This window comes from Bacillus sp. TL12 (assembly GCF_022625245.1).
GTDB lineage: Bacteria > Bacillota > Bacilli > Bacillales > Bacillaceae_G > Bacillus_A.
The window spans coordinates 1-25,632 of the sequence record NZ_JAJJBY010000016.1 but is presented as its reverse complement, the minus strand read 5'-3'; the positions used below and the strand labels follow the sequence as shown (position 1 = coordinate 25,632).

At 36.5% G+C, this 25,632-nt stretch carries 26 protein-coding genes, 3 pseudogenes and 1 riboswitch; of the genes and pseudogenes, 7 read left to right on the top strand and 22 right to left on the bottom strand.

Annotated elements, in window-relative coordinates; all coding sequences use genetic code 11:
* Nucleotides 1–55: 55 nt before the first annotated feature.
* The 4 genes from LOK41_RS15995 (at nucleotide 56) to LOK41_RS15980 (ending at nucleotide 2,803) form a co-directional block, all read left to right on the top strand.
* Nucleotides 56–436: a YgaP family membrane protein gene (locus LOK41_RS15995; protein WP_241817444.1), complete on the top strand. Its 381-nt coding sequence runs from the start codon at nucleotides 56–58 to the stop codon at nucleotides 434–436.
* 312 nt (nucleotides 437–748) lie between these two features.
* A complete protein-coding gene (locus LOK41_RS15990) occupies nucleotides 749–1,594 on the top strand; it encodes an SPFH domain-containing protein (RefSeq protein WP_174102316.1) in 846 nt (281 codons plus the stop codon).
* 14 nt (nucleotides 1,595–1,608) lie between these two features.
* Nucleotides 1,609–1,773: a type II toxin-antitoxin system antitoxin gene (locus tag LOK41_RS15985; protein ID WP_003194620.1), complete on the top strand. Its 165-nt coding sequence runs from the start codon at nucleotides 1,609–1,611 to the stop codon at nucleotides 1,771–1,773.
* A 457-nt stretch (nucleotides 1,774–2,230) separates the two neighbouring features.
* Nucleotides 2,231–2,803 (top strand): tyrosine-type recombinase/integrase, encoded by a 573-nt coding sequence (locus LOK41_RS15980; protein WP_241817387.1) that lies wholly within the window; start codon nucleotides 2,231–2,233, stop codon nucleotides 2,801–2,803.
* Between the two features lie 117 nt (nucleotides 2,804–2,920).
* Here the strand turns inward: LOK41_RS15980 and LOK41_RS15975 are convergent, their stop codons facing one another.
* The 5 genes from LOK41_RS15975 to LOK41_RS15955 form a co-directional block, all read right to left on the bottom strand.
* Nucleotides 2,921–3,574, bottom strand: a complete 654-nt coding sequence (locus LOK41_RS15975; RefSeq protein ID WP_241817386.1) for an SMI1/KNR4 family protein — start codon at nucleotides 3,572–3,574, stop codon at nucleotides 2,921–2,923.
* The gene (locus tag LOK41_RS15970; protein ID WP_241817385.1) at nucleotides 3,558–5,165 is read right to left on the bottom strand and encodes a T7SS effector LXG polymorphic toxin; all 1,608 of its coding nucleotides are present in this window, start codon (nucleotides 5,163–5,165) and stop codon (nucleotides 3,558–3,560) included. Before LOK41_RS15970 ends, LOK41_RS15975 begins: the two co-directional genes overlap by 17 nt.
* Nucleotides 5,162–5,524: a DUF3958 family protein gene (locus LOK41_RS15965; RefSeq protein ID WP_174102312.1), complete on the bottom strand. Its 363-nt coding sequence runs from the start codon at nucleotides 5,522–5,524 to the stop codon at nucleotides 5,162–5,164. The genes LOK41_RS15970 and LOK41_RS15965 overlap by 4 nt, the downstream gene beginning before the upstream one ends.
* 41 nt (nucleotides 5,525–5,565) lie before the next feature.
* Complete coding sequence (locus tag LOK41_RS15960; protein WP_241817384.1) at nucleotides 5,566–5,841, bottom strand: TIGR04197 family type VII secretion effector; 276 nt, start codon at nucleotides 5,839–5,841, stop codon at nucleotides 5,566–5,568.
* Between the two features lie 186 nt (nucleotides 5,842–6,027).
* Nucleotides 6,028–6,324 (bottom strand): WXG100 family type VII secretion target, encoded by a 297-nt coding sequence (locus tag LOK41_RS15955; protein ID WP_174100419.1) that lies wholly within the window; start codon nucleotides 6,322–6,324, stop codon nucleotides 6,028–6,030.
* Between the two features lie 172 nt (nucleotides 6,325–6,496).
* On the opposite strand from LOK41_RS15955, the pseudogene LOK41_RS15950 reads away from it, so the two are divergent.
* A pseudogene (locus LOK41_RS15950) lies at nucleotides 6,497–6,921 on the top strand (ABC transporter ATP-binding protein); the annotation flags it as partial.
* A gap of 198 nt (nucleotides 6,922–7,119) precedes the next feature.
* Here LOK41_RS15950 and LOK41_RS15945 read toward each other — a convergent pair.
* The 5 genes and pseudogenes from LOK41_RS15945 to LOK41_RS29000 form a co-directional block, all read right to left on the bottom strand.
* Nucleotides 7,120–7,500 (bottom strand): BA_1872 family lipoprotein, encoded by a 381-nt coding sequence (locus LOK41_RS15945; protein WP_241817383.1) that lies wholly within the window; start codon nucleotides 7,498–7,500, stop codon nucleotides 7,120–7,122.
* A gap of 160 nt (nucleotides 7,501–7,660) precedes the next feature.
* A pseudogene (locus tag LOK41_RS15940) lies at nucleotides 7,661–7,944 on the bottom strand (DUF4176 domain-containing protein).
* A gap of 1 nt (nucleotide 7,945) precedes the next feature.
* Nucleotides 7,946–8,155 carry a hypothetical protein gene (locus LOK41_RS15935; protein ID WP_174102307.1) on the bottom strand — a complete coding sequence of 70 codons (210 nt, stop codon included), beginning with the start codon at nucleotides 8,153–8,155 and terminating at the stop codon, nucleotides 7,946–7,948.
* 583 nt (nucleotides 8,156–8,738) lie between these two features.
* Entirely contained in the window at nucleotides 8,739–9,431 is a 693-nt protein-coding gene (locus LOK41_RS15930; RefSeq protein ID WP_241817382.1) for a LysR substrate-binding domain-containing protein, read from the bottom strand.
* Between the two features lie 18 nt (nucleotides 9,432–9,449).
* Nucleotides 9,450–9,530, bottom strand: a pseudogene (locus LOK41_RS29000) (hypothetical protein); the annotation flags it as partial.
* 214 nt (nucleotides 9,531–9,744) lie between these two features.
* On the opposite strand from LOK41_RS29000, the gene LOK41_RS15920 reads away from it, so the two are divergent.
* Complete coding sequence (locus tag LOK41_RS15920) at nucleotides 9,745–10,941, top strand: YbfB/YjiJ family MFS transporter (RefSeq protein ID WP_241817381.1); 1,197 nt, start codon at nucleotides 9,745–9,747, stop codon at nucleotides 10,939–10,941.
* Between the two features lie 361 nt (nucleotides 10,942–11,302).
* Here LOK41_RS15920 and purD read toward each other — a convergent pair whose 3' ends face one another.
* From purD to purE, 12 genes are all read right to left on the bottom strand, one after another.
* Entirely contained in the window at nucleotides 11,303–12,568 is a 1,266-nt protein-coding gene (gene purD / locus LOK41_RS15915; protein ID WP_241817380.1) for a phosphoribosylamine--glycine ligase, read from the bottom strand.
* 165 nt (nucleotides 12,569–12,733) lie between these two features.
* A complete protein-coding gene (gene purH, locus LOK41_RS15910) occupies nucleotides 12,734–14,269 on the bottom strand; it encodes a bifunctional phosphoribosylaminoimidazolecarboxamide formyltransferase/IMP cyclohydrolase (protein ID WP_241817379.1) in 1,536 nt (511 codons plus the stop codon).
* A 24-nt stretch (nucleotides 14,270–14,293) separates the two neighbouring features.
* The gene (gene purN / locus LOK41_RS15905; RefSeq protein ID WP_174102302.1) at nucleotides 14,294–14,881 is read right to left on the bottom strand and encodes a phosphoribosylglycinamide formyltransferase; all 588 of its coding nucleotides are present in this window, start codon (nucleotides 14,879–14,881) and stop codon (nucleotides 14,294–14,296) included.
* Entirely contained in the window at nucleotides 14,878–15,918 is a 1,041-nt protein-coding gene (purM, locus tag LOK41_RS15900) for a phosphoribosylformylglycinamidine cyclo-ligase (protein WP_241817378.1), read from the bottom strand. The genes purN and purM overlap by 4 nt, the downstream gene beginning before the upstream one ends.
* 99 nt (nucleotides 15,919–16,017) lie before the next feature.
* On the bottom strand, nucleotides 16,018–17,433 hold the full coding sequence (gene purF / locus LOK41_RS15895; protein WP_241817377.1) for an amidophosphoribosyltransferase: 1,416 nt from the start codon (nucleotides 17,431–17,433) through the stop codon (nucleotides 16,018–16,020).
* Nucleotides 17,418–19,637 carry a phosphoribosylformylglycinamidine synthase II gene (gene purL, locus LOK41_RS15890; RefSeq protein ID WP_241817376.1) on the bottom strand — a complete coding sequence of 740 codons (2,220 nt, stop codon included), beginning with the start codon at nucleotides 19,635–19,637 and terminating at the stop codon, nucleotides 17,418–17,420. Before purL ends, purF begins: the two co-directional genes overlap by 16 nt.
* Complete coding sequence (purQ, locus tag LOK41_RS15885) at nucleotides 19,621–20,304, bottom strand: phosphoribosylformylglycinamidine synthase subunit PurQ (protein ID WP_174102298.1); 684 nt, start codon at nucleotides 20,302–20,304, stop codon at nucleotides 19,621–19,623. Before purQ ends, purL begins: the two co-directional genes overlap by 17 nt.
* Entirely contained in the window at nucleotides 20,301–20,555 is a 255-nt protein-coding gene (purS, locus tag LOK41_RS15880) for a phosphoribosylformylglycinamidine synthase subunit PurS (RefSeq protein WP_000278826.1), read from the bottom strand. Before purS ends, purQ begins: the two co-directional genes overlap by 4 nt.
* Nucleotides 20,548–21,267 (bottom strand): phosphoribosylaminoimidazolesuccinocarboxamide synthase, encoded by a 720-nt coding sequence (purC, locus tag LOK41_RS15875; RefSeq protein ID WP_241817375.1) that lies wholly within the window; start codon nucleotides 21,265–21,267, stop codon nucleotides 20,548–20,550. The genes purS and purC overlap by 8 nt, the downstream gene beginning before the upstream one ends.
* 94 nt (nucleotides 21,268–21,361) lie before the next feature.
* On the bottom strand, nucleotides 21,362–22,663 hold the full coding sequence (purB, locus tag LOK41_RS15870) for an adenylosuccinate lyase (protein WP_174102296.1): 1,302 nt from the start codon (nucleotides 22,661–22,663) through the stop codon (nucleotides 21,362–21,364).
* A complete protein-coding gene (gene purK / locus LOK41_RS15865) occupies nucleotides 22,660–23,811 on the bottom strand; it encodes a 5-(carboxyamino)imidazole ribonucleotide synthase (RefSeq protein ID WP_241817374.1) in 1,152 nt (383 codons plus the stop codon). The genes purB and purK overlap by 4 nt, the downstream gene beginning before the upstream one ends.
* Nucleotides 23,808–24,293 (bottom strand): 5-(carboxyamino)imidazole ribonucleotide mutase, encoded by a 486-nt coding sequence (gene purE / locus LOK41_RS15860; RefSeq protein ID WP_174102294.1) that lies wholly within the window; start codon nucleotides 24,291–24,293, stop codon nucleotides 23,808–23,810. Before purE ends, purK begins: the two co-directional genes overlap by 4 nt.
* 110 nt (nucleotides 24,294–24,403) lie before the next feature.
* A riboswitch (purine riboswitch) is annotated at nucleotides 24,404–24,505 on the bottom strand.
* 835 nt (nucleotides 24,506–25,340) lie between these two features.
* Between purE and LOK41_RS15855 the strand changes: the two genes are divergently transcribed.
* Nucleotides 25,341–25,632: hypothetical protein (locus tag LOK41_RS15855; protein ID WP_241817373.1), on the top strand; the 292-nt coding region annotated here is incomplete at its 3' end.

The following is a 25,632-nucleotide window of genomic DNA, read 5'->3' as shown; positions in this document are numbered from 1 at the left end:
CAACTGAAATAGCGTTTTCTATTTCTAAGCTCATGAAGAAGGAGTGTTTTCTTTGATGAAGCAAAACATCGGCATAATGAATGCTCTAATCCGAATCACAATCGGTTTGGTCGTCCTAAGTTGTAGCACAGCGAAACTCACACGTAAACCGTGGTGCACTTGGTCAAAAGTTTTGCTGTGGATTGGTGCAATGAAAGTTGCAGAGGGAATTATTCGTTTCTGCCCTATTACGGAAGCATGTAAATTCGGAAAATACATGAACATGAGTGATTTTAAAATACCTAGCATGGATTTAAATAAAAAAGGACATGCTAAACAAGAAGAAGTAAGTCACACTTCCAGTACTGACACCAAAAAGTCACAAGGAAGTTATGATGCTTCTGACAAAGAGATTGAGTCAGCGATTGCAGAAGCAATCCTGACGAAACCGCTTTGAATCATTTGTCACGATGCAAGATGCTCTCAAAGGGACTTAGCTGCTGCAGTGGGCGGCTAAGTCTTCTTTATTTTACCACGAAACAGAACTAACGTTCCCTATTCATTTTATTTTCCCCAAAATATTTTCATAAAAAAGAGCGTATTTTTTATCCTTTATTTCCCTTACGTTTGAATAATTCTTGCTCTTGTTCTAAATTTACTTATTTTTAGGCTTTACCAGCTTTTGTTTTTTCAGAAAATTAGGTTTTTCCCCCTTGCATTTCATGATATAAAAGTGATATCATTTTTATATCAGAAGGAGGCGATTCATATGAAAGAAAAACAAGTATTTTATGTAAATGGCTTTCTAGGCATTATCGGAATTTTACTCTTAGCTGGTATTGGTGTATTTTTCCTCGTACAAGAAATATTTATAGTAGCCGCACTTTGTATTATTTTAGCTGCAATTCTTGCTACTGGTATTGGAATTGTTCAACCAAACCAAGCGAAAGTTATTACATTTTTCGGTAATTATTTAGGGACAATTCGTGAAAATGGTTTATATTTAACGGTTCCTTTATCACTTCGTCAAACTGTTTCCCTTCGCGTAGAAAACTTTAATAGTAAAAAATTAAAGGTGAATGATGTCGATGGAAATCCGATTGAAATTGCGGCTGTTGTTGTTTATAAAGTTGTTGATTCAGCAAAAGCAATTTTCGGTGTCGAACATTATGATGAATTTGTAGAGATTCAAAGTGAGACAGCAATTCGTCACGTTGCAACGAAATATCCGTATGATAATTTTCAAGATGACACTTGTATCACACTACGCGGAAATGCTGAAGAAATCTCTGAGGAATTAAAACGTGAATTAGAAGCACGATTAGAAATTGCTGGTGTCGAAGTACTAGAAACACGCTTAACACATTTAGCTTATGCGACAGAAATTGCTCATGCAATGCTTCAACGTCAACAAGCAAAAGCCGTGTTAGCTGCACGAAAAGAGATTGTTGAAGGCGCTGTTCAAATGGCCAAAGATTCCATTCAAAAATTAGATGAAGAAGGCATACTTGATTTAGATGACGAGCGTAAAGCGAACATGGTTAACAACTTATTGGTTGCCATCGTTTCAGATAAAGGCGCACAGCCAGTGATTAATACAGGAAGTCTATATTAAAGGTTGTAGGTAATATGGCGAAAAAGAAAAGTTTTCCATTACGTATCGACCCTGAATTACACGCAGTCATTGAAAAATGGGCGAATGATGAATTCCGCAGTGTTAACGCTCACATCGAGTATTTACTTCGAGAAATGGCGAAACAAAAAGGGAAACTAAAAAAAGAGAAAGAGTCTTAAATTTATGTTAAGTCGTTCTCTTCTCCACAAAAAAGCAACTAGATTTAGTTGCTTTTTCTAATTATTGAAAATGAAATCACTAATAACGTGAAACTTTAATCAGCAGGGACTTTCTTCATCCCCACTGATTATTAACCCTCACCAATCGGGCTTTTACGGGATAAACTTTGTAATATCCATATAACATCGATTATGAAACACGGGTTTTATAACGAATAACGAATAACGAATACAGAAATGATACGAGAAACAGATTGAAAAACTTTCCACTTATATAATTATCAAAAATTGATCTAATAATTCGAGATTATTCTCCTTTTTCGAATGTAAACTTTTGAATATTAGTTTACATTCATTTCCCCGAAAACATTGACTTTACATCAAATACCCTGATATCCTCAAAATACACAACAAAAGTATACATTCAAAACACTATACATAAAGAGGTCTAAAATCCATGAACAAAAAATCACATCTCATTGATGTCCAACCCATTCGAACAAAAGAACAGATTGAAGATATGAAATGGGCTCTCAAACGTCATTGCTCAGAACGGGACTACATTTTATTCATAATTGGAATCAATACAGGTCTACGTATCAGCGATCTACTCCAAATCAAAACGCAAACCATATTAAAACTAAAACGAAAAAAGAGAAAAGAATTCAAAATCAAAGAGGGAAAAACAAAGAAAGAACGCATGATTAATCTTACTTCTATTTTTGATGAGGTCTATTCTTATGTTCAAAACTTAGAAAGCATTTGGTTATTCCCTTCTCGAAAAGGAGATCAATCCATTAGTAAAATCCAGGCTTATCGACAATTGCAAAAAGCCGGAGACTTTGCCGATGTAGAGTCCATCGGTACCCACACCATGCGCAAAACCTTCGGCTATTGGTTCTATAAACAAACAAAAGATGTCGCTATGTTACAAGAAATTCTTAATCATAGTACACCTCAAATTACACTTAAATATATTGGAATCAACAAAGAAGAAAAAGATAATGTCCTTGATACATTCCTTATTTAATTCCTTTAAAAAATAACTAAAAAAGAACTAACATTTAAAATGCTAGTTCTTTTTTTCTAATTAAAATATTAAATTAACATTAAAAAATTCAACATAAGTTCAAAATTATATTTAACACTAATTATTTGTATCGATAGGTACCGCATTTAGCACTACTCCAACAGGTCCTAATTTTTCAATCATTTTTTTTGCCTTACCATATGGAAACTTCTTCACTAATGTAAAAGGAAGATTTTTCGAGCCTTTTAATAGATCTCCTGTTGAAATATCAATTGCTAGTACACTTTTTATCTTTACTAAATCTTTTAATCCCCCATTAGGAGTTTCTACTAACACTATATTACACATATCAGGGAATTCCACTTCTATTTTCTGTATTTTTTCATTTGAACATCCTGTATTTACCCACTCACTAAAATCTAAAGTAATTACAGTAGCATGATTTGGATTCATGTCACCAGAATCAACAACCAATACTTCTTTTACATCTGCACCTTGCAACATTAAAAAAACATTACCGCTACCATCATCACCAATAGAAACATAACCATTTGCATATTCAGTTACTTCCCAGGTCTCATTTCGTTCTATAATATCCTCAGTACCATAAATCGTTAAACCTCCACCAATCGAAAAACCATTTGTATATTTCAATAAATCTTTATATACATTAGGTAATTCTATTTCCATCACATCTTCTAATCCTTGAATTTCAATATCATTTGCTGGATTATTTTTTATTAAACCAGGAATTTTAGATAAATTTATCATTTTTTACAAAACCTCCCAAACTATCGAAATATTTATAAGCATCCACCAATACTTTTCTTGCAATTTTTTGATCAACCCCTGCCTCAATCATTTCTCTATAGCTTACATTAAATTCATAATATATATCAGTATCATATCCCTCAAGTCTTCTTCGCTTCCTTTGCATAGCAGAAATTTTCGCGTGTGGTAAACCCGAACTTGATGGTAAAAGTATTGCTTGAGCTTTCTTTTCGCTATAATCAAATCCACCCTTTTTAGCCCATCTTTTAGCCCACTCATTTTGTATAGGATGATGGGATTGTATTCGCTTATCAGCAGCTATATTTTTATTTCCTGGAGCACGATTAACTGCTGGACTTAAATAACCATGTTCATCGATATCTCCTTTTTGATATCCCCCTGGCCGTTTTGCATTACCTACATTTGTATTCACATTCATTCCATTACTTGCTTTAACAAAATAATCTTTAATTGTAGGTATTTCAATTTTCATAGAACCCATACCTGCAAGAACAAAACGATCCCCCATTTGTAAATTACCAATAGTATGAGAAATAACTTCTGGAATTTTCTCTTTTGCTTTTTTAGTTGCCACTTTACCCAATTTACTTGCTTTACTTAATCCTTTATCTCCAATAACACCTACTGCAACTTGTGTTAAAGCATAACTTCCCCATTTCGCACGACTTTCAGCATCTCCATTTATTACATCATTAATAAATGAATCTGACACTACATTATACATGGTACTAAGGGTATCAATAGGATGCAACGCAGCATTCCCCATGTTTTCCCACGTTTCCCGTTTACCAAGCGCTTTAAATCCTTCTATAGTGTCTCCAATTGCTTCTCCTGCACCTTCTATAGTACCATCTACAACTTTTCGGAAAGTAGATTTTTCAGGTAACTTACCACATATTGCTCCTTCTTCAATTGAACTACTCTTTAGATGATTTTCAGCCTGACGTGCCCTCTCTTCTCCAATCGACTGAATAGAAGTTGTCCACTCCATATTCAATCCTTGTGTACTAAATGTACCACTTGCGGGACTAAAACCTTTCCCACTTTGGACTTCAGCCAAACCCGTCGCAATGCTAGCAGCTAATTGAATTGCTGAACTATAATTATTACTAGATGTTTGGTTAAACTCATACAAGTGATCTAACTTTTCTTGTAGTTTTTTCCTCATAGCAGTGAAAAGATTCGCCATAGCGTCCATACCTGGAATTGGTATAGTTTGAATGATGACTTCCATACTTGCTTTCATTCGGTCAATTTCTTGAATTTGTTCTAATATTTCTTGTTCGATTACATCAGTTGAAGCTACCTTTGATTCAAATTGACTTGGAAAGGCATCATTCTGAACGATTAATTCTTCACATAAATAAATAATCCCTTGTGCTAAAGGACGAAAGGTTTGTGCAAAAAATGCTTTTGCACTGCTATATGTTTGTCCTTGTAAAACAGTATCAATTGCAAAAGCGTCAATCGACTGAATGGCTTGTTCCATACCTTGAATGGTAGCGGTACATACAGCATTCATGCTTTGAGTTTGGTTTTGTACTTCTCCCAAATACATATTTAAACTCATGCATTGACCTCCCTTGCTAGTTGTTGTTGCTGATAGGAAAGGTCGTTTTCTAAATCACTAAGGTCTCGTCTTTCTTTAAGCAACTTTTCTTTTTGGTTTTCCAATTCGAATGTAAGTTTTCGCTCAATGTGTCCTGCTTCTTGACGCATATTCATGAAAAAATGAGATAATTCTCTATCGCCATGCCAAGTTTCTAGAATACGGTTAAATAAACGATTACTCCGACTTTTCCATTCGTGAAAATCTGCTTCCGCTTGCTCCTGAGTGTGAATCGCAGATTGATTTCGGTCTTGTTCTTCGAATACACTTCGTAACTTTTGGTTTAATTGATTAATTTGGTTTTCAATATCTTGACTCATCATATTCCTCCTACCGTTTTACCTTTACGTAGGTTGTCACATTAGCGAAAAGTGTTGTGAAGTTCGTTATCCATTCTCTCAAACTCTTGGGCTACTAAATGAATATTATCCACCGCTTGTTGAAGGGCGGAACAAAATTGTTTCGTTAAATCTAAAGCTTGTTGGTTCGCTTCTTGTGCTTTGGAGTTAACAGATAGTGTAGTACGCGTCGCCTTCTTTATAGAACGATTTGTTGCACTTTCGATTGTATCCGAAGCATTTCTCATCTGCGTAGCAATTTGTTGTGCCGTTTGAAAATTACTTTGAAATTGTCCCATCGCTCAAATCCTTTCTCTGATTTTCAGAACATGCCAAAGAAATCCCAATAAATATATGAGATTTCCCTATTAATATCGCTCTTTTTAAACGTGTGCCCAACCTAGCTGGGTACGCAATCAAATGAGCCATACAATATAAGTTGTATGGCTCATTTGAAATTCTTGTTATGTAGAGTAAAACGTTTTTTATTTCAAACCGAAATTACGTGATAATTCTTCATCATGAGAAGCAACAGCTTCTGCAGTTTTGGAAAGTTGAACATTAATCTCATGTAGTAATTGTGAGAAGTTTTCTACTTTTGGTCTTAATTCGTTAAATTGTCGATCAAAACCTTCGAAAGCACGACCTTCCCACTCACCGCGTAATTCATTTTGCAATCCTTGTAATTTACGAAGAATATCATCAATTTGTTGAGAACTTTGTCCATATAATGCAGCCTTTGATTTTAGTTCTTCAGGGCTCATACGAATTTGTCCAGCCATTTTAATCTCCCCTTTAAAAATATGAATTGGTTAATTTTACTAACTTATTATAAATTATTGTAAGAATCTTTTAAAGACTTTATTTTACTAAAATAAAGAAATAAAAATAGTTAAAGAGGCTACTCTTGTTTTTTTTCCTTCTCTTCTTTTTCAATTTCAGATACCGATTTTTCAAGTTTTTGGATTGGAAGCAAGTGATGGAGAAATTCTTGCATATTTTCATAGTGAAGTTGAAAATTATGATTGGGCTATTTATGATTCAAATTATAATTGTGTAGGTATGTTTAAAGAAAATACTATACAGGGATTTGGAATGGTACGTGGTTCTTTAATGAATGAAAAAGAAATAAAACTTTCTGAGGTAGAAGTTGAATTTGATTTTTTCGAAACGTCTTTTCGTACGATAGATGATCGTATATTAATAAACTGTAAGAGAGGATATATGCCTTTGAATGGAGTGAAAGATTTGGATTAAATGTACCTATTATTAAATTAGGTAATAATATTTCTAATGCTGAAAAGATATTTGGTTTAGGTATTCTTCTTTATATTTTAGAAACGATTAAAGTAAGAAAAAGTAGGATTTTTAATGATTAGAATTAAATATTTAGATTATAAAAATTTATTGAATATTTTATTAGGGGTCACATCACCCAAAGTGAAAGTAACTCCAAAATCAACTTTTATTATATATTTTGAAGTTTAACGTTTACTTCTTAAATTGATGAGCATGTGTTATGCCAGAGCCAACTGGAAATGGGAACGGCAAGCGGGGTGTACCCGCTTGCCGTTTTTTCATAGCTTCGTATGTATTTGAATTCCTTTCGCTTTCTCTTCTTCACCCTTCACGCGTACAATTAAATCATATGATCCGGATTTTGGTGCTTCAAAAGAAAGCAAACCTCCTTTTTGAGAAGTGACTTCTTCTTCATAAATGACCTTATCGTCTTTTGTGACTTGCAATAAAATCGTACCTTCTTCAACCGCGGCCTCATAAGGAATTTCCACATTTCCTTTTTCAGCTTTAATCGTTTGCACATCGTAATACCCTTGCAGGGAGCCAATTTTTAAAGTCGTTTCGCCATTTTTTTGAACCTTTGTGACTTTTGTTGCTGTATTGCATGCGCTTAACAATACAACAAGAGTGAGAATGAGAAATGAACGTAGCAATTTCATAGAGATTCCCCTTTGTTTTTTATCATGATAAAATTTTACCATTGCGGTAACTATTTTATCATTTTTTGATAAACCAACATATTCATCAAAATTAAAGCTTATAAAAATATATAAAGATTCACTCTTTAACTATTTCAAAAACACCAACAGCTTAAAAGAATCACTGTTTTTCTTCAACTTCCTTTTTAAATAATTTTTGAAATTCTAATTCTCTTTCATTAATAAAACCAAGATGTAAAACACTAGAAATATCTTCATGATTCAAAAAGAAATTATACTCTGAAGAAATATTACCATGAAGAAAATAATAACATACATAATCCCATGTTTTTTTGTTTCAGAATCGATCTGTTTTCTTCCATAAACCATTAATGGATGTTCCCAATCTTTAAGCATTACAACAGAACCTATTGGAAGTAATTCTAACTCTAAATTTTGTCCCACCTTATTTTCCCTTTCTTAAAATAGCTTTTTTTACAATAAAATAAGTAATAGAAAATAATAAACAAGTACCAATTGTACCAAAAACTACAATTGAAATTTTACCAGCTAGTGTTTCATTCGGATCTAATGCATTAGGTAAAATTGTACCGAAAATTGCAATACACGCTAATATAATCATAAGATATTTAAAATTTTTCACTTTTTTATTCATACTAATTATCTCCTTTACTCCTTAACAGCAACTTCTAAACCAAATCCCCATAAACCTACATCAGGACCAAATGGTAAATGGAATTTGAATCCGCTGTTTCCAGCCTTTATATACCTCTTTCTCTCTAGTTCAAAATTATACCATGTAAAAAACCGGAATTTACTCTTTGTAAAATAAAATTAAATAGATTACATATCATACAATTAATCATTTGTTAAATGAAACTAACATAAAATATCATTATCGGAATTCAATATATCTAGAAACTTAGAAAAGTCCCTTTAGAAGATTTGAAGGGACTTTCGTTCGTATAATTAGTGTTATCAAAAGTTCGACTTTTTCCAATAAAGTGAAACCTTAATCAGTGGGGGCTTCATCGCCCACTAATTATTAGCTCTCACCTCACTTCTTTGCTTCCACCGAATTTTGAGGTGGGAGTATTACTGCCCGCGTTAGTGCGAGATAACGTATTTTATCTAATTTTCTACTTCAGCGAAGGAAGTTACCCAAACTTTATAAATAAAAGAATGAGGAGCAATATAATCCCAATTACTTTTCATATTAGGTAATCATTTGATATGTTTTAGGAATATTTACAATTCCTCTTTTCCTCTATGCTATAAAGCAATTTAATAAATTTACATAATGCCGGTGTTTTCACACTATTTTTCCGATAAATAAAGTACGTTGGAATAAATCTATTTTCATTTAATAACGGTGTACGGACGAGCTCCCTATGAGAATCAACTTGCTCTGCTACTTCCCGCGGGAGCATGGATACTCCAAGACCAGCTTTTACACATCCGATAATACCATCTAAGGAGTTTACCTCCATTACCTTCCTCGGAACAATCCCTTCCGACAATAACCATTCCTCCAATACCTTTCTATAAAAACAGCCAGATTGAAAAACGATAAATGACTGCTCTTCCATATATTTATGATCCAATAAAAACTTTCTCTTTGACAGTAACATCATTTCCTCCTGAAATACTTCTATCTTTTCTAATGCTGGATCGTCAGTGATATTGGCTACAAATGCTCCTTCTAATTCATGTAAAAGTATTTTTTTTGTTAATTTTTCCGTGCTGTTCGTTTGAATCCCAATCTCAACCTCTGGATATTTTGTATGATAATTAGAAAGAATGTTTGGCAATCTAACTGCTGCTGCCGTTTCCATTGCTCCGATTTTCAACATTCCCCCTGGCAATTTCGTATATTTAATCTCTCTTTTTGACTCATTCAATAATTGAATCATTTTTTCAGCATATTTCAATAATGTTTCTCCTGCTGGCGTTAGTGTGACCCCATTGCGATGCCGGTAAAATAACTGTGTCTCATACTCCGCTTCTAATCTTTTTATTTTAGCTGTAATATTCGATTAGACAAAATTAAGACGAACTGCTGCTTTTGAAATACTTTTTTCCTGCGCTACCATATAAAAAGCTAAAAAATCTTGTAAGTTCATTTTTCTCGTCCTTTCATTCGTATCATTATTTTTGATATTACATATTAAAAAACAGTATTTTACGCACTATGTATATTCCCCTATCATATGTATTAAAAGCTGCGTCAAGAAGGGAGATTACATGCAAGAAACAAAGACATGGAAAATGATTCTATCCGGTATCTTTGCCTTAATAGCTGTAATGGGCATTAGTCGTTTCGCTTACACGCCAATTATCTCTTTTATGGAAAAACAGGCTCATGTAGAAGAAGACCTCGCTGGATATTTAGCATCCAGTAACTATCTCGGCTATCTGCTTGGTGCCTTCTTTATTGGATTTATTACGTTAAAAAATCGTGAAAAAGTGTTACATCATTGTTTATTTTTCAACGTCCTTTCGACCCTTTGTATGGGCTTTACCTCTCAAATTTCCCTTTGGTTTCCTCTTCGGTTTATTGGAGGTTTTACGAGTGCTATCGTGTTTGTTCTTGCCTCTAGTATTGTTCTAGATTATTTATTTCATCGGAATAAGATTGTACTAAGCGGGATGATTTATAGTGGTGTTGGAATTGGAATTATTTTCGCTGGATTATTCGCCCCTCTGTTCAACTCGCTTTGGTATTGGAAGGGATCTTGGATTGGACTCGGTCTTATTAGCTTTAGTTTAACTATTTTTGTATGGAAATGGTTAAAAGAAGATACTAGACATACTGTGCAAAAATCAAAAGTTACTACAATAAATACGACTCATAGAAAAAACTATTTATTTTGGCTCATTTTAGCTTATGGATTTGAAGGATTTGGCTACATCATTACCGGAACTTTTCTTGTCACTATTGTAGAAAGAATTACCCTCTCATCCTTTTATGCGTCGTGCAGCTGGATTATTGTTGGTATCGCCGTTATTCCATCTAGCTATATTTGGTCAAGCATTGCTCAAAAGTATGGAACAACACGCGCTCTTATCTCCGCCTACTGTCTACAAATTATAAGCGTTCTTTCTCCACTCCTTATTTCTAACGTAATCGGAGCATTTTTAAGTGCTTTTCTTCTCGGAGCTACATTCGTAGGTATCACTATTTTAACAACGACAGAAGCAAAAAGAAGCAAACCAAATGAAAGTAATAAAGTTATCGGTTATACAACTGGAATTTATGGTATTGGACAAATTATTGGACCAATTTTTACAGGGATTATCGCGAAACAGACACAGAGCTTCTCTTTTCCACTCATTGGTGCTGCGCTTACATTAGTAATTTCTATTTTTCTATTGTTGATTGGAGAATTACGATGTAAACAAGTCGAGAGAAAGCGATCCTATGTAGATATCAATGGCTAAGTACCTTTTTGAAAGCATGAATCTTAAAGTTATTCCACATAGTATGCAAACTTTCCTATCTTACTTATGTGACATTCATAAACTCATAACCCTCTTCATAAAGTGAAACTTTAATCGGCCCTCACCAATCAGGCTTTTACGGGCAGTTTATCCCTCTTTAGAAAAGTGGAAGCGGCTCGCTCAGAATCGCAGGACGTTGGAGCCCTAAGCAGAGAGGCGTCTTTTGCCTCGTCCGAGGGAGTGAAACGACCGGAGATTCTAGCCGCTAGAGCTGGACATTGCTCCCGCCGAATTTTGAGGTGGGAGTATTACTGCCCTTTAATGCAGGATAAAAAAAAGCTAACATAAAATATGTTAGCTTCTAGCAATCTACCTTTGCAATTGCGCGGTATCCGATATCACTTCGATAAAATAATCCGTCACTCTCAATTTTCTTGATTTCTTTATAAACGTTATCCTTCGCTGTTTGTAAATCTTTTGCTTTACAAGCTACAAATAAAACACGGCCACCATTTGTTACAAAATCTCCATGTTTCATAGCTGTGCCTGCATGAAAGACAATTACATCTTCTAATGTATCTAATCCAGAAATCACAGCACCTTTTTCATATGCTTCTGGGTATCCTTTTGAAGCAAGTACGACACCAATAACTGCTTCCTCTGACCACTCAAGTGTTAACTCTTTCCCATCTAATACATAATTACATACGTCGACTAAATCACTTTCTAAACGAGGTAATACAACCTCCGTTTCTGGATCACCAAAACGAGCGTTGAATTCAATTACTTTCGGTCCCTCATTTGTTAAAATAAGTCCCGCATATAAAATACCTGTAAATGAACGCCCTTCTTGAATCATTGCCTTGGCAGTTGGATGTAAAATTGTCTCAATTGCTTCGCTAACTGCTGATTCTGGAATTTGTGGTACTGGAGAATATGCTCCCATTCCTCCTGTATTCGGTCCTTTATCACCGTCAAAAGCACGTTTATGATCTTGTGCAATAACCATTGGATAAACAGTTGTTCCATTTACGAATGCCATTAAAGAGAATTCCTGTCCATCTAAAAAATCTTCAATAACAACCTTTTTACTCGCTTCACCGAATTTTACATCTTGCAGCATTTCTTTTACAGCTTGCAATGCCTCTTCTAACGTCATTGCTACTGTTACACCTTTTCCAGCTGCTAAACCGTCCGCTTTAATAACAATAGGTGCACCAACTTTTTGAATGTATGCTACTGCTTCCTCATAGTTTGTGAACGTTTCATATGCTGCTGTTGGAATATCGTATTTTTTCATAAGCTCTTTTGTAAAAGCTTTACTTCCTTCAATTACAGCGGCTGCTTTATTCGGTCCAAAAACGCGAAGCCCCTCTGCTTCAAAACGATCAACAATTCCATTCATAAGAGGAATTTCAGGACCAACGAATGTTAAACCGATATTGTTCTCTTTCGCAAACAGAACAAGTGCATCAAAATCATTTTCATCAATATCAACTGGCATTGCCACATCTCTCATGCCTTCATTGCCTGGTGCTACGTACACCTTCTCCACTTGCTCAGACTGTGCAAACTTCCAAGCTAAAGCATGCTCGCGCCCACCGCGACCGATTACTAAAACATTCATATATTATCCTCCACTTTTTAAAACGGAAAATAGGAGCAAGCCTATTTTCCGTGTCGTATTTTGTAGATAAGTCGATATCCCATGTCGAAACGCCGATATATCATGAGAAACGGTCGATATATTTGAATTTGCGCCGATAAAATTTCATATACTTGTATATTTCTATTAATGTTTGAAATGACGTACGCCCGTGAACACCATAGTAATTCCATATGCATCAGCTTTTTTAATAGAATCTTCATCACGGATAGATCCACCAGGTTGAATGATGGCTGTAATCCCTGCTTTAGCAGCCTCTTCTACTGTGTCTGGCATTGGGAAAAATGCATCAGATGCTAAGGCACTACCTTGCGCTTTGTCAGCAGCTTGCGAGATGGCAATTTTCGCCGAGCCAACGCGGTTCATTTGCCCAGCGCCAACACCGATTGTCATGTTATCTTTTGCTAAAACAATCGCATTTGATTTTACGTGTTTAACAACTTTCCAAGCTAGTTTTAAATCGGTCCATTCTTGCTCCGTTGGTTCACGTTTTGTTGGAACTGTAATTGCATCTTCATCTAGTGCTAGTGTATCTTCTTCCTGAACTAAAAGGCCACCTTGTACAGAAGTTAATTTTTTACTTGCATTTGCTGCTTTTTCAATATTTACAGTTAACAGACGTAAATTTTTCTTACTTTGCAACACTTCTAAAGCTTCTTGTGAGAAAGAAGGTGCGATAATAATTTCTAAGAAGATTTCATGTAACTTTTCAGCCGTAGCTTTATCAATTTCACGATTGGCTGCAATAATGCCTCCAAAAATTGATACAGGATCCGCTTCGTAAGCACGTGTGTATGCTTCATGAATATCAGTACCAACACCAACTCCACATGGGTTCATATGTTTTACAGCTACCACTGCTGGCTCTGTAAATTCTTTTACAATGCTAAGTGCTGCGTCTGCATCATTGATATTGTTATAAGATAATTCTTTTCCATGTAATTGTTCTGCATATGCAACAGAAGAAGTTGCTGCAAATGGCGCTTTATAGAATGTTGCTTTTTGATGCGGATTTTCACCGTAACGTAAATCTTGTTTTTTCTCGAATGTTACTGTTAATGTTTCTGGGCTTTCTTCTCCCATTTGTTCAGTTAAATAGTTTGAGATTAATGCATCATATGCCGCTGTATGGCGGAATACTTTTGCTGCTAATTTTCGTTTTGTTTCGTCTGTAACTTCACCGTTTTCTTTTAGCTCAGCTAGTACAACATCATAATCTGTTGGATCAACGATCACTGATACAAATTTATGATTTTTCGCAGCTGAACGAATCATTGTTGGACCACCGATATCAATATTTTCAATTGCATCAGCAAATGTCACATCAGGTTTAGCAACTGTTTCTTTAAATGGGTATAAGTTTACAACAACAAAGTCGATTGGCTGAATGCCTAATTCATTCATCTGTGCTACATGCGTTTCATTATCACGTACTGCAAGTAAACCACCATGAATGTTTGGATGTAATGTTTTCACACGACCATCCATAATTTCCGGGAATCCTGTTACCTCAGAAATCCCAATTACTTGCAAGCTATTTTCTTCCAATAATTTTTTCGTTCCACCTGTTGAAATAACTTCAATCCCTTGTTCAAGTAGCCCTTTAACAAACTCTACAACACCTGTTTTATCTGAAACACTTACTAATGCACGCTTTTTCATTTATCCTTCACCCCTAGTTGAATGTTATTTAACAGTCTTCTCTTTCATATATTGAACGATTTCGTTCACCGTATCTACGTACAATCTATGTTCAACTTGCTGAATTTTCTTTTGTAAACTCTCTCTCGTATCCACGTCAGAAACATTTACTGCTTCTTGTGCAATAATCGGTCCTGTATCCATCCCTGCATCTACGTAGTGAATTGTCACTCCTGTTACTTTCACTCCTGCCTCTAACGCTTGACCGACAGCATCTTTCCCTGGAAAACTTGGCAATAATGATGGATGAATATTAATGATTTTCCCGCCATATGCTTCTAATAATGTTGGCCCGATAAGACGCATATATCCCGCTAAAATAACACAATCGATCTCGTATTCTCGCAGTTTTTTTAGTATCTCATTTTCAAACGCTTCTTTTGATTGATATTCTTTCGCTGAAAAAGCAAAGCATGGAACATGATGATAATGCGCTCGTTCGATAACACGTGCCTCAGGTTGATCACATACTAGTAAACTAATATCAGCTTGTAAGCTTTTTTCTTCCACTGCATTCATTAGCGCTTGGAAGTTAGAGCCGCTTCCTGAGGCAAAAACTGCCAATCTACTCATAGTTCTGTGCCTCCATGAAAAGTGACACCTGATCCTTTTACAGTGCGCCCAATGATGTGTGCTTTTTCTCCTTGCTCTGCAAGAAGCTTAACAACATCTTTTGCATCTTCTTCTTTTACTGCCACTACCATACCAATACCCATGTTAAAAATATTGAACATCTCTTTTTCTTCTAGTTTTCCAACCTCTTGAAGCAAGCTAAAAATCGGTTGAATTTGCCAAGAACCTAGTTCAATTTCCGCACCGATTCCTTCTGGCAACATACGTGGAATATTTTCAATAAAACCGCCACCTGTAATATGAGCCATGCCATACACTTCATATTTCTTCAATAGTTCTAAAATAGGTTTGACATAAATTTTCGTTGGCTTTAATAGTTCTTCACCAAGAGGTAGTTCTAAACGACCATGTATACGATCTAAAGATAGCTGTCCGTCTTCTAATAACACTTTGCGCACTAAAGAATAACCATTACTATGAATACCGCTAGATGCTAAACCAATTAACACATGACCTTCTTCAATAGACTGACCCGTTACAATTTTCTTTTTATCAACAATACCAACCGTAAAGCCTGCTAAGTCGTACTCTTCAGTGGAATACATACCTGGCATCTCAGCTGTTTCTCCACCAATTAGCGCACAGCCAGCTTGGCGACAACCTTCTGATATACCTTTGACGATGTTTTCAATTTTACTAGGTTCTGCTTTACCGCAAGCAATATAGTCAAGGAAGAAAAGCGGTTCTGCCCCTTGGACAACAATATCATTTACACACATTGCTACTGCATCAATACCAATTGTGTCATGTTTATCCATCATGAAAGCGAGCATCAATTTTGTACCTACACCGTCTGTTCCAGATACTAATACAGGTTCTTCTAATGCAAATTTTGATAGATCAAACATCCCTCCAAAACCGCCAAGACCTCCTAGTACTTCTTTTCTCATTGTTGTTTGTACGTGTTTTTTCATGCGAGATACCGCTTCATATCCAGCTTCAATATCTACTCCTGCTTGCTTATATGCATTCGCCATCGTTTTTTACACCTCGTCTTTTAATTTCTCCCACCAAAGCGGGCGCTTTAGAAAAGAGCTAGCTTCTACTTCAAATAAAGTAGAAGCTCCTCACTTTTTTTATTTCATACTTTCTAAAAGCTCTTGCTCGTAATCATAAAGAGCTGTTGGATAATCCCCATTAAAGTACGCCATACATAAGCCGCCATATTTCCCTTCATATGGGCGTCCAATTGCATCTACTAAACCATCTTCACTTAAAAATGTTAAAGAATCTGCGCCAATGATTTGACGTATTTCTTCTATAGAGTGGTTTGCTGCGATTAATTCTTTTCTTGTTTGAATATCAATGCCATAGAAACAAGGATATTTAAGTGGTGGAGAAGCAATTCTCACATGCACTTCTGTCGCCCCTGCCTCGCGAAGCATTCGAACAATACGTTTACTTGTTGTTCCTCGTACAATCGAATCATCGATCATTACAACGCGTTTCCCTTCAACTACTCCTCGTACCGCTGAAAGCTTCATTTTTACCCCTTGCTCACGCAATTCTTGAGAAGGTTGGATAAAGGTACGACCAACGTAACGATTTTTAATTAATCCTAATTCATATGGAATGCCAGTTGCTTCTGCATAACCGATCGCTGCCGAAATACTAGAATCTGGTACACCTGTTACAACATCTGCTTCAATAGGAGCTTCCTTTGCTAAAGCTTTCCCCATGTTTTTACGCGCTGCATGAACATTGATACCAGCAATATTGGAATCTGGACGTGCAAAGTAAATGTATTCCATACTACAAATTGCGTGTTCCACATCATTTGTAAAACGATCTACTTGAATGCCCTCATCATTAATGATAAGTAGTTCCCCAGGTTCAACATCACGAATGTATGTCGCACCAACTACATCAAAAGCACATGTTTCAGATGCTACAACGTACGCATCTCCCATTTTTCCGATTGAAAGTGGACGGAAACCGTTCGGATCTAACGCAACGATCATTTCATTACCTGTTAGTAAAAGATACGCAAATGCGCCTTTTACTTTGTTCAACGCATCTTTTACGCTCTCAATGAGTGAACCTTTTGTATTACGCTTAATTAAATGAAGTAGTACCTCTGTATCTGAACTCGTTTGAAAAATACTTCCTTCTGCCTCTAATTCGCGACGAAGCACTTTTGCATTAATTAAATTTCCGTTGTGAGCTAATGCCATACTATGATCAGAGAAACGGAATAGTAGTGGTTGAACGTTCGCTACTTCACTTCCGCCTGCTGTTGCATAGCGTACATGTCCAATTGCTGATCTTCCATTTAAGCCTTCTAGCTCACCTCTTGAAAACACTTCTGATACTAAACCTAACCCCTTATGACCAACAATTTTCTCCCCATTATTTACAACAATGCCTGCGCCTTCTTGCCCACGGTGCTGTAAACTGTGCAAGCCGTAGTACGTAACCTGTGCTGCATTTTCATGCCCCCAAATTCCGAAAACGCCACATTCTTCATTTAACCCCTTTATTTCAGCAAGCATGGGATTGCCCCTTTCCAAGCCTTTCTCATTTCATCAACATTTGCTACAAGTAATACTTCGTTTTCTTCATTATGAATTGTTACTTCATTTGTACTTGTAACTTCCCCAACTTGAATTGCTTCTACTGCTTTTTCGAATGCTTCTTGTTGTTCACGTTTTACTGTTACGATAAAGCGTGATTGTGATTCTGCGAATAATGCTGCTGTTGCTTCCCCAGCTAATTTCACAGTAGCACCTAAGCCTTTCGCACCGATTGCACTTTCAGAAATTGCAACTGCCAATCCGCCTTCTGCAACGTCATGTGCAGATTGAACAAGTCCAGCTTGAATTGCTTCTAGTAATTGTTTTTGGCGCTTTAATTCTACTTCTAGGTCGATGCTTGGTGATTGACCAAAGATTTTACCGTATACCATCTTCTGTAATTCACTTCCACCAAACTCAGCTTTCGTTTCACCAATTACATAAACTAGATCTCCAGCTTCCTTAAACTCTTGTGTTGTTACATGTTTTAAGTCATGAACAAGACCTACCATACCAACAGTCGGTGTTGGATAAACAGCTTCACCGCTACGTTCGTTGTACATTGATACGTTTCCGCCGATAACTGGAGTTTGTAGTGTACGACAAGCTTCACTCATACCATCTACTGATTTCTCAATTTGCCAGAAAATTTCTGGTTTCTCTGGATTACCAAAGTTCAAGCAATCTGTAATTGCAAGTGGCTCTCCGCCTGAACATACGATATTACGTGCAGCTTCTGCTACTGCAATTTTACCGCCCATTTCAGGATCTAAGTAAATGTAGCGAGAGTTACAATCTGTTGTCATTGCTAATGCTTTCTCTGTGCCACGTACACGTACAACTGCCGCATCTGACCCTGGTGTAACAACTGTGCTTGTGCGTACTTGATAATCGTACTGATCATATACCCACTCTTTACTTGCAATCGTTGGTTGTTGTAATAAAGCTAGTAATGTCTCTTTATAGTTATCTACTTTTGGTGTTTCCATTTTCATTTCTTGGAACTCTTTAAAATATGCTGCCTCTTTTGAAGGTTTATGATAAACCGGTGCTTCTTCTGCTAATGCATCCGCAGGTACTTCTGCTACCATTTCACCTTTATGGAATAAGCGAAGCATTTTATCTTCCGTTACTTTCCCCATCGTAACAGCCGCTAAACCGTACTTCTCAAATAAGTCTACAATTTCTTGCTCTCTGCCTTTTTTCACCACAATCAACATACGTTCCTGTGATTCAGATAACATCATTTCATATGGTGTCATACCTGTTTCACGTTGTGGTACATCATCTAAATACATTTCAATACCCATTCCTGCTTTACTTGCCATTTCCGCAGAAGATGATGTTAAACCTGCCGCTCCCATATCTTGAATTCCAACAAGAGCATCAGATTGGATTAGCTCTAGACATGCTTCGATAAGAAGTTTCTCCATAAATGGATCGCCTACTTGTACTGCTGGTCGTTTCGCTTCTGAACTCTCAGATAATTCTTCTGATGCGAAAGTTGCACCGTGAATACCATCGCGTCCTGTTGAAGCACCTACGTACATAACCGTGTTACCAGCACCGTGTGCTTGCCCTTTTTTAATATCTTCATGATTAATTAAGCCAACGCACATTGCGTTTACAAGTGGGTTTCCTTCATAACATGGATCAAATTGTACTTCTCCGCCCACAGTTGGAATCCCAATACAGTTACCGTATCCTGCAATCCCTGCAACTACTTCTTCAAATAGATATTTTACGCGTGGTGATTGTAGTTCACCGAAGCGAAGTGAGTTTAATAATGCTACTGGACGCGCTCCCATCGAGAATACGTCGCGAATAATACCACCAACACCCGTTGCCGCACCTTGATATGGCTCAATTGCCGAAGGGTGGTTATGACTTTCCATTTTAAATACAACCGCTTGATTATCACCGATATCCACAATCCCTGCACCTTCGCCAGGTCCTTGCAATACGCGATCTCCTGTTGTTGGGAACTTACGAAGAACCGGTTTTGAGTTTTTATAACTACAATGCTCTGACCACATAACAGAGAATAGTCCTGTTTCTGTGTAGTTCGGCAAACGTCCTAAAATCTTTTCAACCATGGCAAACTCTTCGTCTGTTAGCCCCATTTCCGCATATATACGTTCTTCTTTAATTTGTGTTGGATTTGGTTCAAGCATTAACGACATATGTTTCCCTCCAATGTTTCAAAATAGATTGAAAGACTTTTAAACCTTCAGCGCCGCCAAGAAGTTCATCAACAGCACGCTCTGGATGTGGCATCATGCCAAGTACATTACCTTTTTCATTTACAATACCTGCAATATCTGAAACGCTTCCGTTTGGATTTTCTACGTAACGGAATGCAATTTGGTTCTTTTCTTCTAGTTCTTTAAGCGTTGCTTCATCACAATAGTAATTTCCCTCACCATGTGCAATTGGAATGTTAATTACTGCACCTTTTTCATATTGCGATGTAAACATCGTTTCGTTATTTTCAACACGTAACTGAACAGTACGGCACATAAACTTTAAGTTTTTATTTCGCATTAATGCACCTGGTAACAATCCTGATTCAACTAAAATCTGGAATCCATTACATACACCTAGAATTGGCTTTCCTTGCTCAGCAGCTTTTTGTACTGCCTTCATTGCATTTGCGAAGCGAGAAATGGCACCGCAGCGAAGATAATCACCGTAAGAGAATCCTCCTGGTAAAAGAATCGCATCATACTCATCTAAATTCTCTGCATCATGCCAAACGTAGTCTACTTCTTCGCCAAGCTCATCTTTAATTGCATGAAACATATCAACATCACAGTTTGAACCTGGAAAAACGATTACGGCAAATTTCACTGTGCGACAACCTCCTCAACTTCATAACGGAAGTCTTCCATTACTACGTTTGCTAATAGTTTTTCACACATTTCTTTTACCTTGCTATCCAGGTCAGTTACTGATTTGTCAATTGTTAATTCCATATATTTACCGATACGAACATCTTGTACTTCTGTGAAAGAAAGACTGTGAAGAGCACCTTTCACTGCTGTTCCTTGTGGATCTAATACGCTCTCTCTTAATGTTACATATACCTTAACTTTATACATGTGAAGCTCCCCCTAAACGTTTTAAAATTTCTTCATATGCCTCTGTTAAATTACCAAGATCACGGCGGAATACATCTTTATCCAATTTCTCATTACTCTCTTCATCCCATAAACGACAAGTATCTGGTGAAATCTCATCTGCTAATATGATTTCGCCTTCTTCTGTTAATCCAAACTCTAATTTAAAATCTACTAATCTTACACGACAGCTTGCGAAGTGCTCAATCAATACTTGATTGATTTGTAGAGCTTTTTCTCTTAATGTACTTACTTGTTCTGGCGTTGCAACGTTTAACACACGAATATGGTCTTCTGTTACAAGTGGGTCTCCTAAATCATCATCTTTGTAGTAAAACTCTACGATTGGTGCTGCAAGTGCAGTTCCTTCTTCCATTCCTAATCGTTTTGAAAGACTTCCCGCAATTACGTTTCTTGTGACAACTTCTAATGGAATAATACTTACCTTTTTCACAAGTTGTTCTATGTCTGACAGCTTCTCAACAAAGTGTGTTTTAATTCCTACTTCTTGTAACTTTTTGAATAAAAGAGTTGTAATCTCATTGTTCAGACGACCTTTTCCTGTAATTGTCGCTTTTTTCTCCGCATTGAAAGCAGTAGCACTATCTTTGTACTCTACCCAAACCATATCTGCTGCTTCTGTACGATAAATCCTTTTTGCCTTACCCTCATACAGCAATTCTAGCTTTTGCATTTCGCAAGCCCCCTGTAGTTTGAAAAATGTGAATAGTATTTTTATAAAGAATGGCACAGAATGACTCTATTCTGTGCCATATAAAATTTTCAGATTAGTTCAGTCCAAGACGTTCAAAAATTGTATCAACATGTTGCATATGATGCTCATAGTTGAAGCATTCGTTGATTTCTTCTTGTGTTAATTTGCTTGTAATACGCTCATCTGCTTCTACAAGCTCTTTAAATTGTACTTGTGTCTCCCAAGCTTCCATCGCTTTAGGCTGTACAATATCATAAGCTTCTTCACGTACCATACCTTTGTCAATTAGCGTAAGCATTACGCGTTGAGAGTAAATTAAGCCGTATGTTCTTTGCATGTTGCGCTTCATATTCTCTGGGAATACCGTTAAGTTTTTCACGATATTACCAAAGCGATTTAACATGTAGTTTAATGCGATAGTTGCATCTGGTAAAATCACGCGTTCTGCAGAAGAGTGAGAAATATCACGCTCGTGCCATAATGGGACATTTTCATAAGCAGTTAACATGTAACCACGAATTAAGCGAGCCATACCAGTCATATTTTCAGATCCGATTGGATTACGTTTATGCGGCATTGCAGAAGATCCTTTTTGTCCTTTGGCGAAAGCCTCTTCTACTTCACGTGTTTCACTCTTTTGCAGGCCACGAATTTCAACCGCAATCTTTTCAATAGATGTAGCAATTAGTGCAAGTGTTGACATGTAATGCGCATGACGATCACGTTGCAATGTTTGTGTTGAAATTGGTGCTGCTTCTAAACCTAAGTTTTCACAAACATACTTCTCTACGAATGGATCAATGTTCGCGTATGTACCAACTGCACCAGATAATTTACCCACGCGAACTGTGTTAGCTGCTTGCTTGAAACGCTCTAAGTTACGTTTCATTTCTTCATACCAAAGACCAAGTTTTAAACCAAATGTTGTTGGTTCCGCATGCACACCGTGTGTTCTTCCCATCATAACTGTGTATTTATGCTCTTTTGCTTTGTTCGCTAAAATCTCAATGAAGTTTTCTAAGTCTTTTAATAAAATTTCATTTGCTTGTTTTAAGATGTAAGATAACGCTGTATCAACCACGTCAGTTGATGTTAAGCCGTAGTGTACCCATTTACGCTCTTCGCCTAATGCTGGTGTTTCTGATACTGCACGAGTGAAAGCAACTACATCATGACGTGTTTCTTTTTCAATCTCATAAATACGATCAATATCAAATGCTGCATTCTCGCGAAGTTTTTTCACATCTTCTTTTGGAATATCGCCAAGTTCAGCCCATGCTTCACAAGCTAAAATCTCAACTTCTAACCATGCTTTAAATTTGTTCTCTTCCGTCCAAATCGCACCCATCTCAGGGCGTGTATAACGACTAATCATCTTTTTCCCTCCAAAAGTTGTTCTTGATGGTCCCAAATATGCAAACTATGCGCTTTTTCTAAAGCAACTTCAATATTTTCATTTAAAATATTTACATGCCCCATTTTACGCTGCGCTTTTGCTTCTTCTTTTCCATACAAATGTAAATAGCACCCGGTAAATCTATTCACTTGGCTTAGGACCCCTTCTATATGTTCGCCTAAAATGTTTACCATGACAACTGGTTTTAACAAATTTGTTTCTCCTAGAGGTAAATTACAGATTGCTCGAATATGTTGCCCAAATTGACTTGTTTCACATGCATCGATTGTATAATGTCCTGAATTGTGAGGTCTTGGTGCTAATTCATTAATATAAATCTCACCATCTGCAGTAGCGAACATCTCTACCGCTAGTGTTCCCACAAGCTGAAGTTCATCCGCAAGTACCTGTGCGTATTCAATTCCCTTTTGTGAAAGTGCTTCTGTGATGCGAGCTGGTACAATAGATTCATGTAAGATGTTATTCACGTGAATATTTTCAGCTACTGGAAATACCTTCGTTTCACCACTTACGCTACGAGTTACAATCACTGATATTTCTTTTTCAAATGGCACCCATTTTTCTAAAATACATTCAGTTTGACTAGCAAGTTCACTTGCTCTCTCAACATCTGATTCACTTCTTAAAACCACTTGTCCTTTACCGTCATATCCTCCTGTTGTTGTTTTTAACACACAAGGGAAGGACAGTTCTTGAATCGCTTCAAGAAGACTATCTTGCTTTTGGACAAGTCGATATGGCGCTACCGGTAAACCCGCTTTTACAATTGCATTCTTTTCTGTAAAGCGATTTTGTGTTTTGTATAGTAGCTGACTGCCTTGTGGTAAATACGCATGTTTTTCAAGCCATTGTAAACATCTATAATCAATATTTTCGAATTCATATGTGACAACATCGCTTATTTCTGCTAAATGCTGAATCGCTTTCAAATCATCATAAGATGCAACAATTTCAATATCAGCAACTTGTGCACATGGTGAATGTTTTGTCGGATCTAGTACAGCAATTTTATAACCCATTTCCTTCGCTGCTAGCGCCATCATTCTTCCAAGCTGGCCACCGCCAATAATTCCAATTGTTTTTCCTGGTAAAATGATTCTTGTCATATTAGTTCACTACCTTCACGCACATTTTTCTCAATTGCTTCTCGTCTCAGTTCTAGTGCATCATGTATATCATCATGAAATGAGCCAAGTATTTGTGCTGCAAGTAGTCCTGCGTTTGTTGAACCAGCCTTACCAATCGCAACAGTTGCAACTGGAACTCCTCCTGGCATTTGAACGATAGACAGTAACGAATCCAAACCATTTAACGCTTTTGATTGAACAGGAACACCGATTACAGGAATATTGGTCTTCGCTGCAACCATTCCTGGTAAATGAGCAGCTCCTCCAGCTCCAGCAATAATAACTTTTAATCCACGTTCACGAGCTGTTTCTGCATATTCAAACATATAATCTGGAGTCCGATGAGCGGATACAACTTTCTTCTCATACGGAATATTTAATTCATCTAAAATGTCACAAGCATATTTCATTGTTTCCCAGTCTGACGTGCTTCCCATTATGACTCCAACTAGTGATTTCATATTAGAATCCCCCCGATTCAAATAAAAAAAGCCTGAAATAGAACATTTTCTCTTTTACTATGAGAGAAAGCGCTCTACTCAGGCATACGTATCCTTTGTGAATAGAAAAATACCGAGTGACTTTCCCTCATAGTCTAACGAATAACGGTCGTTAGGTAGAGACTTGCAGGCCATATCCCCGCGATTATATGAGGTGCGATATAATATTGTTTCTATGGCTATATTAACAATATTCCATGAACAATGTCAACAAATAATCGAATATTTTTTTATTAGTTATTGATAACGTTCGTGTTTTAGTTATATTCAAAAGAGGAAGTGAAAATATATACAAATCAGAAAGGAAATTAAGATAATAATTCAAAATATAGATATACAAGGATTTCCCTGTAACTACAAGGTTTCATTAGGGTACTATATCAATGGAGCTAAAAAGAATTACATAAATGAATCAAGCATTTTTTAAAGCATATGAATCATTTACAGTTATCAAGATTCAGCATATATTTTTTATTTATGAGCTTTGTGCTTATATTAATGTGTACGGAAAAAATTGTTATGAGAAAAGCTAGTTGATGAATTAACAGTACTAGACTTTTCAGGTGGTTTAAACGGTTCAATCGTATCAGGAGATTGAACATTAAACAATGATAAAATATTCCCAATGGTATGTAGACCTTAAAGATATTGAACTACTCCCACCTACCTCTACAAGAGCTTGAGGTGGGAGATTCTCCTGTCACTGTCCTCACAAAAACAGTTCCTCTCGTTCAACAAAGAGGATACAACGATAAGAGTTCGGTAGTGTCTGTATGTAATGTAAGACGCCCCATTCTCTCTTCCGACGAAAGGCAAACAAAATAGGTACAGCTACTTTTTCTTATATCGAGGCTAGAACACTTTGTCATGCATCCAGTTCCTAGACTTGTTATCTGCTCTGGTAGTAAGCGTAAAAATCTGGGACAAAATGCTCTTTTTTATCATACAAATTGAATAGCACTATATGTTTAAAATAAAAAATAAGAAGCTTAGAGAGAGCAAATAACAATGAAAAAGGATAAAGAATTAAAAGCCTATGCAATAGGTAATGATCGCTGTTATGAAGTTGTTATTAGCAATAGTAAAGATATTGCTGTTTTTTGGTTAAGAGATGCCGCAGGATATAATAATGAGGAAATGGAAAAGTTGAATGTGTGGAAGTTCCCATTAGATAAAAAAGTATTTATTAGGGATTATGGAGAAATATCTGCAAGAGAATTAATTCAAGAAGTAGTTCAAAGCGAAGTTTTTCGCAGTTTTCCAATAGTTGTTTTAAATGATGCCTTTATGCCTGAATATA

Excerpts from the sequence above, each read along its gene's own strand:
- LOK41_RS15995 (WP_241817444.1), top strand. The coding sequence starts at position 56 with ATGAAGCAAAACATCGGCATAATGAATGCTCTAATCCGAATCACAATC.
- LOK41_RS15990 (WP_174102316.1), top strand. The coding sequence starts at position 749 with ATGAAAGAAAAACAAGTATTTTATGTAAATGGCTTTCTAGGCATTATC.
- LOK41_RS15985 (WP_003194620.1), top strand. The coding sequence starts at position 1,609 with ATGGCGAAAAAGAAAAGTTTTCCATTACGTATCGACCCTGAATTACAC.
- LOK41_RS15980 (WP_241817387.1), top strand. The coding sequence starts at position 2,231 with ATGAACAAAAAATCACATCTCATTGATGTCCAACCCATTCGAACAAAA.
- LOK41_RS15975 (WP_241817386.1), bottom strand. The coding sequence starts at position 3,574 with ATGATAAATTTATCTAAAATTCCTGGTTTAATAAAAAATAATCCAGCA.
- LOK41_RS15970 (WP_241817385.1), bottom strand. The coding sequence starts at position 5,165 with ATGAGTTTAAATATGTATTTGGGAGAAGTACAAAACCAAACTCAAAGC.
- LOK41_RS15965 (WP_174102312.1), bottom strand. The coding sequence starts at position 5,524 with ATGAGTCAAGATATTGAAAACCAAATTAATCAATTAAACCAAAAGTTA.
- LOK41_RS15960 (WP_241817384.1), bottom strand. The coding sequence starts at position 5,841 with ATGGGACAATTTCAAAGTAATTTTCAAACGGCACAACAAATTGCTACG.
- LOK41_RS15955 (WP_174100419.1), bottom strand. The coding sequence starts at position 6,324 with ATGGCTGGACAAATTCGTATGAGCCCTGAAGAACTAAAATCAAAGGCT.
- LOK41_RS15945 (WP_241817383.1), bottom strand. The coding sequence starts at position 7,500 with ATGAAATTGCTACGTTCATTTCTCATTCTCACTCTTGTTGTATTGTTA.
- LOK41_RS15935 (WP_174102307.1), bottom strand. The coding sequence starts at position 8,155 with ATGAATAAAAAAGTGAAAAATTTTAAATATCTTATGATTATATTAGCG.
- LOK41_RS15920 (WP_241817381.1), top strand. The coding sequence starts at position 9,745 with ATGCAAGAAACAAAGACATGGAAAATGATTCTATCCGGTATCTTTGCC.
- purD (WP_241817380.1), bottom strand. The coding sequence starts at position 12,568 with ATGAATGTTTTAGTAATCGGTCGCGGTGGGCGCGAGCATGCTTTAGCT.
- purH (WP_241817379.1), bottom strand. The coding sequence starts at position 14,269 with ATGAAAAAGCGTGCATTAGTAAGTGTTTCAGATAAAACAGGTGTTGTA.
- purN (WP_174102302.1), bottom strand. The coding sequence starts at position 14,881 with ATGAGTAGATTGGCAGTTTTTGCCTCAGGAAGCGGCTCTAACTTCCAA.
- purM (WP_241817378.1), bottom strand. The coding sequence starts at position 15,918 with ATGGCGAATGCATATAAGCAAGCAGGAGTAGATATTGAAGCTGGATAT.
- purF (WP_241817377.1), bottom strand. The coding sequence starts at position 17,433 with ATGCTTGCTGAAATAAAGGGGTTAAATGAAGAATGTGGCGTTTTCGGA.
- purL (WP_241817376.1), bottom strand. The coding sequence starts at position 19,637 with ATGTCGTTAATGCTTGAACCAAATCCAACACAAATTAAAGAAGAACGT.
- purS (WP_000278826.1), bottom strand. The coding sequence starts at position 20,555 with ATGTATAAAGTTAAGGTATATGTAACATTAAGAGAGAGCGTATTAGAT.
- purC (WP_241817375.1), bottom strand. The coding sequence starts at position 21,267 with ATGCAAAAGCTAGAATTGCTGTATGAGGGTAAGGCAAAAAGGATTTAT.
- purB (WP_174102296.1), bottom strand. The coding sequence starts at position 22,663 with ATGATTAGTCGTTATACACGCCCTGAGATGGGTGCGATTTGGACGGAA.
- purK (WP_241817374.1), bottom strand. The coding sequence starts at position 23,811 with ATGACAAGAATCATTTTACCAGGAAAAACAATTGGAATTATTGGCGGT.
- purE (WP_174102294.1), bottom strand. The coding sequence starts at position 24,293 with ATGAAATCACTAGTTGGAGTCATAATGGGAAGCACGTCAGACTGGGAA.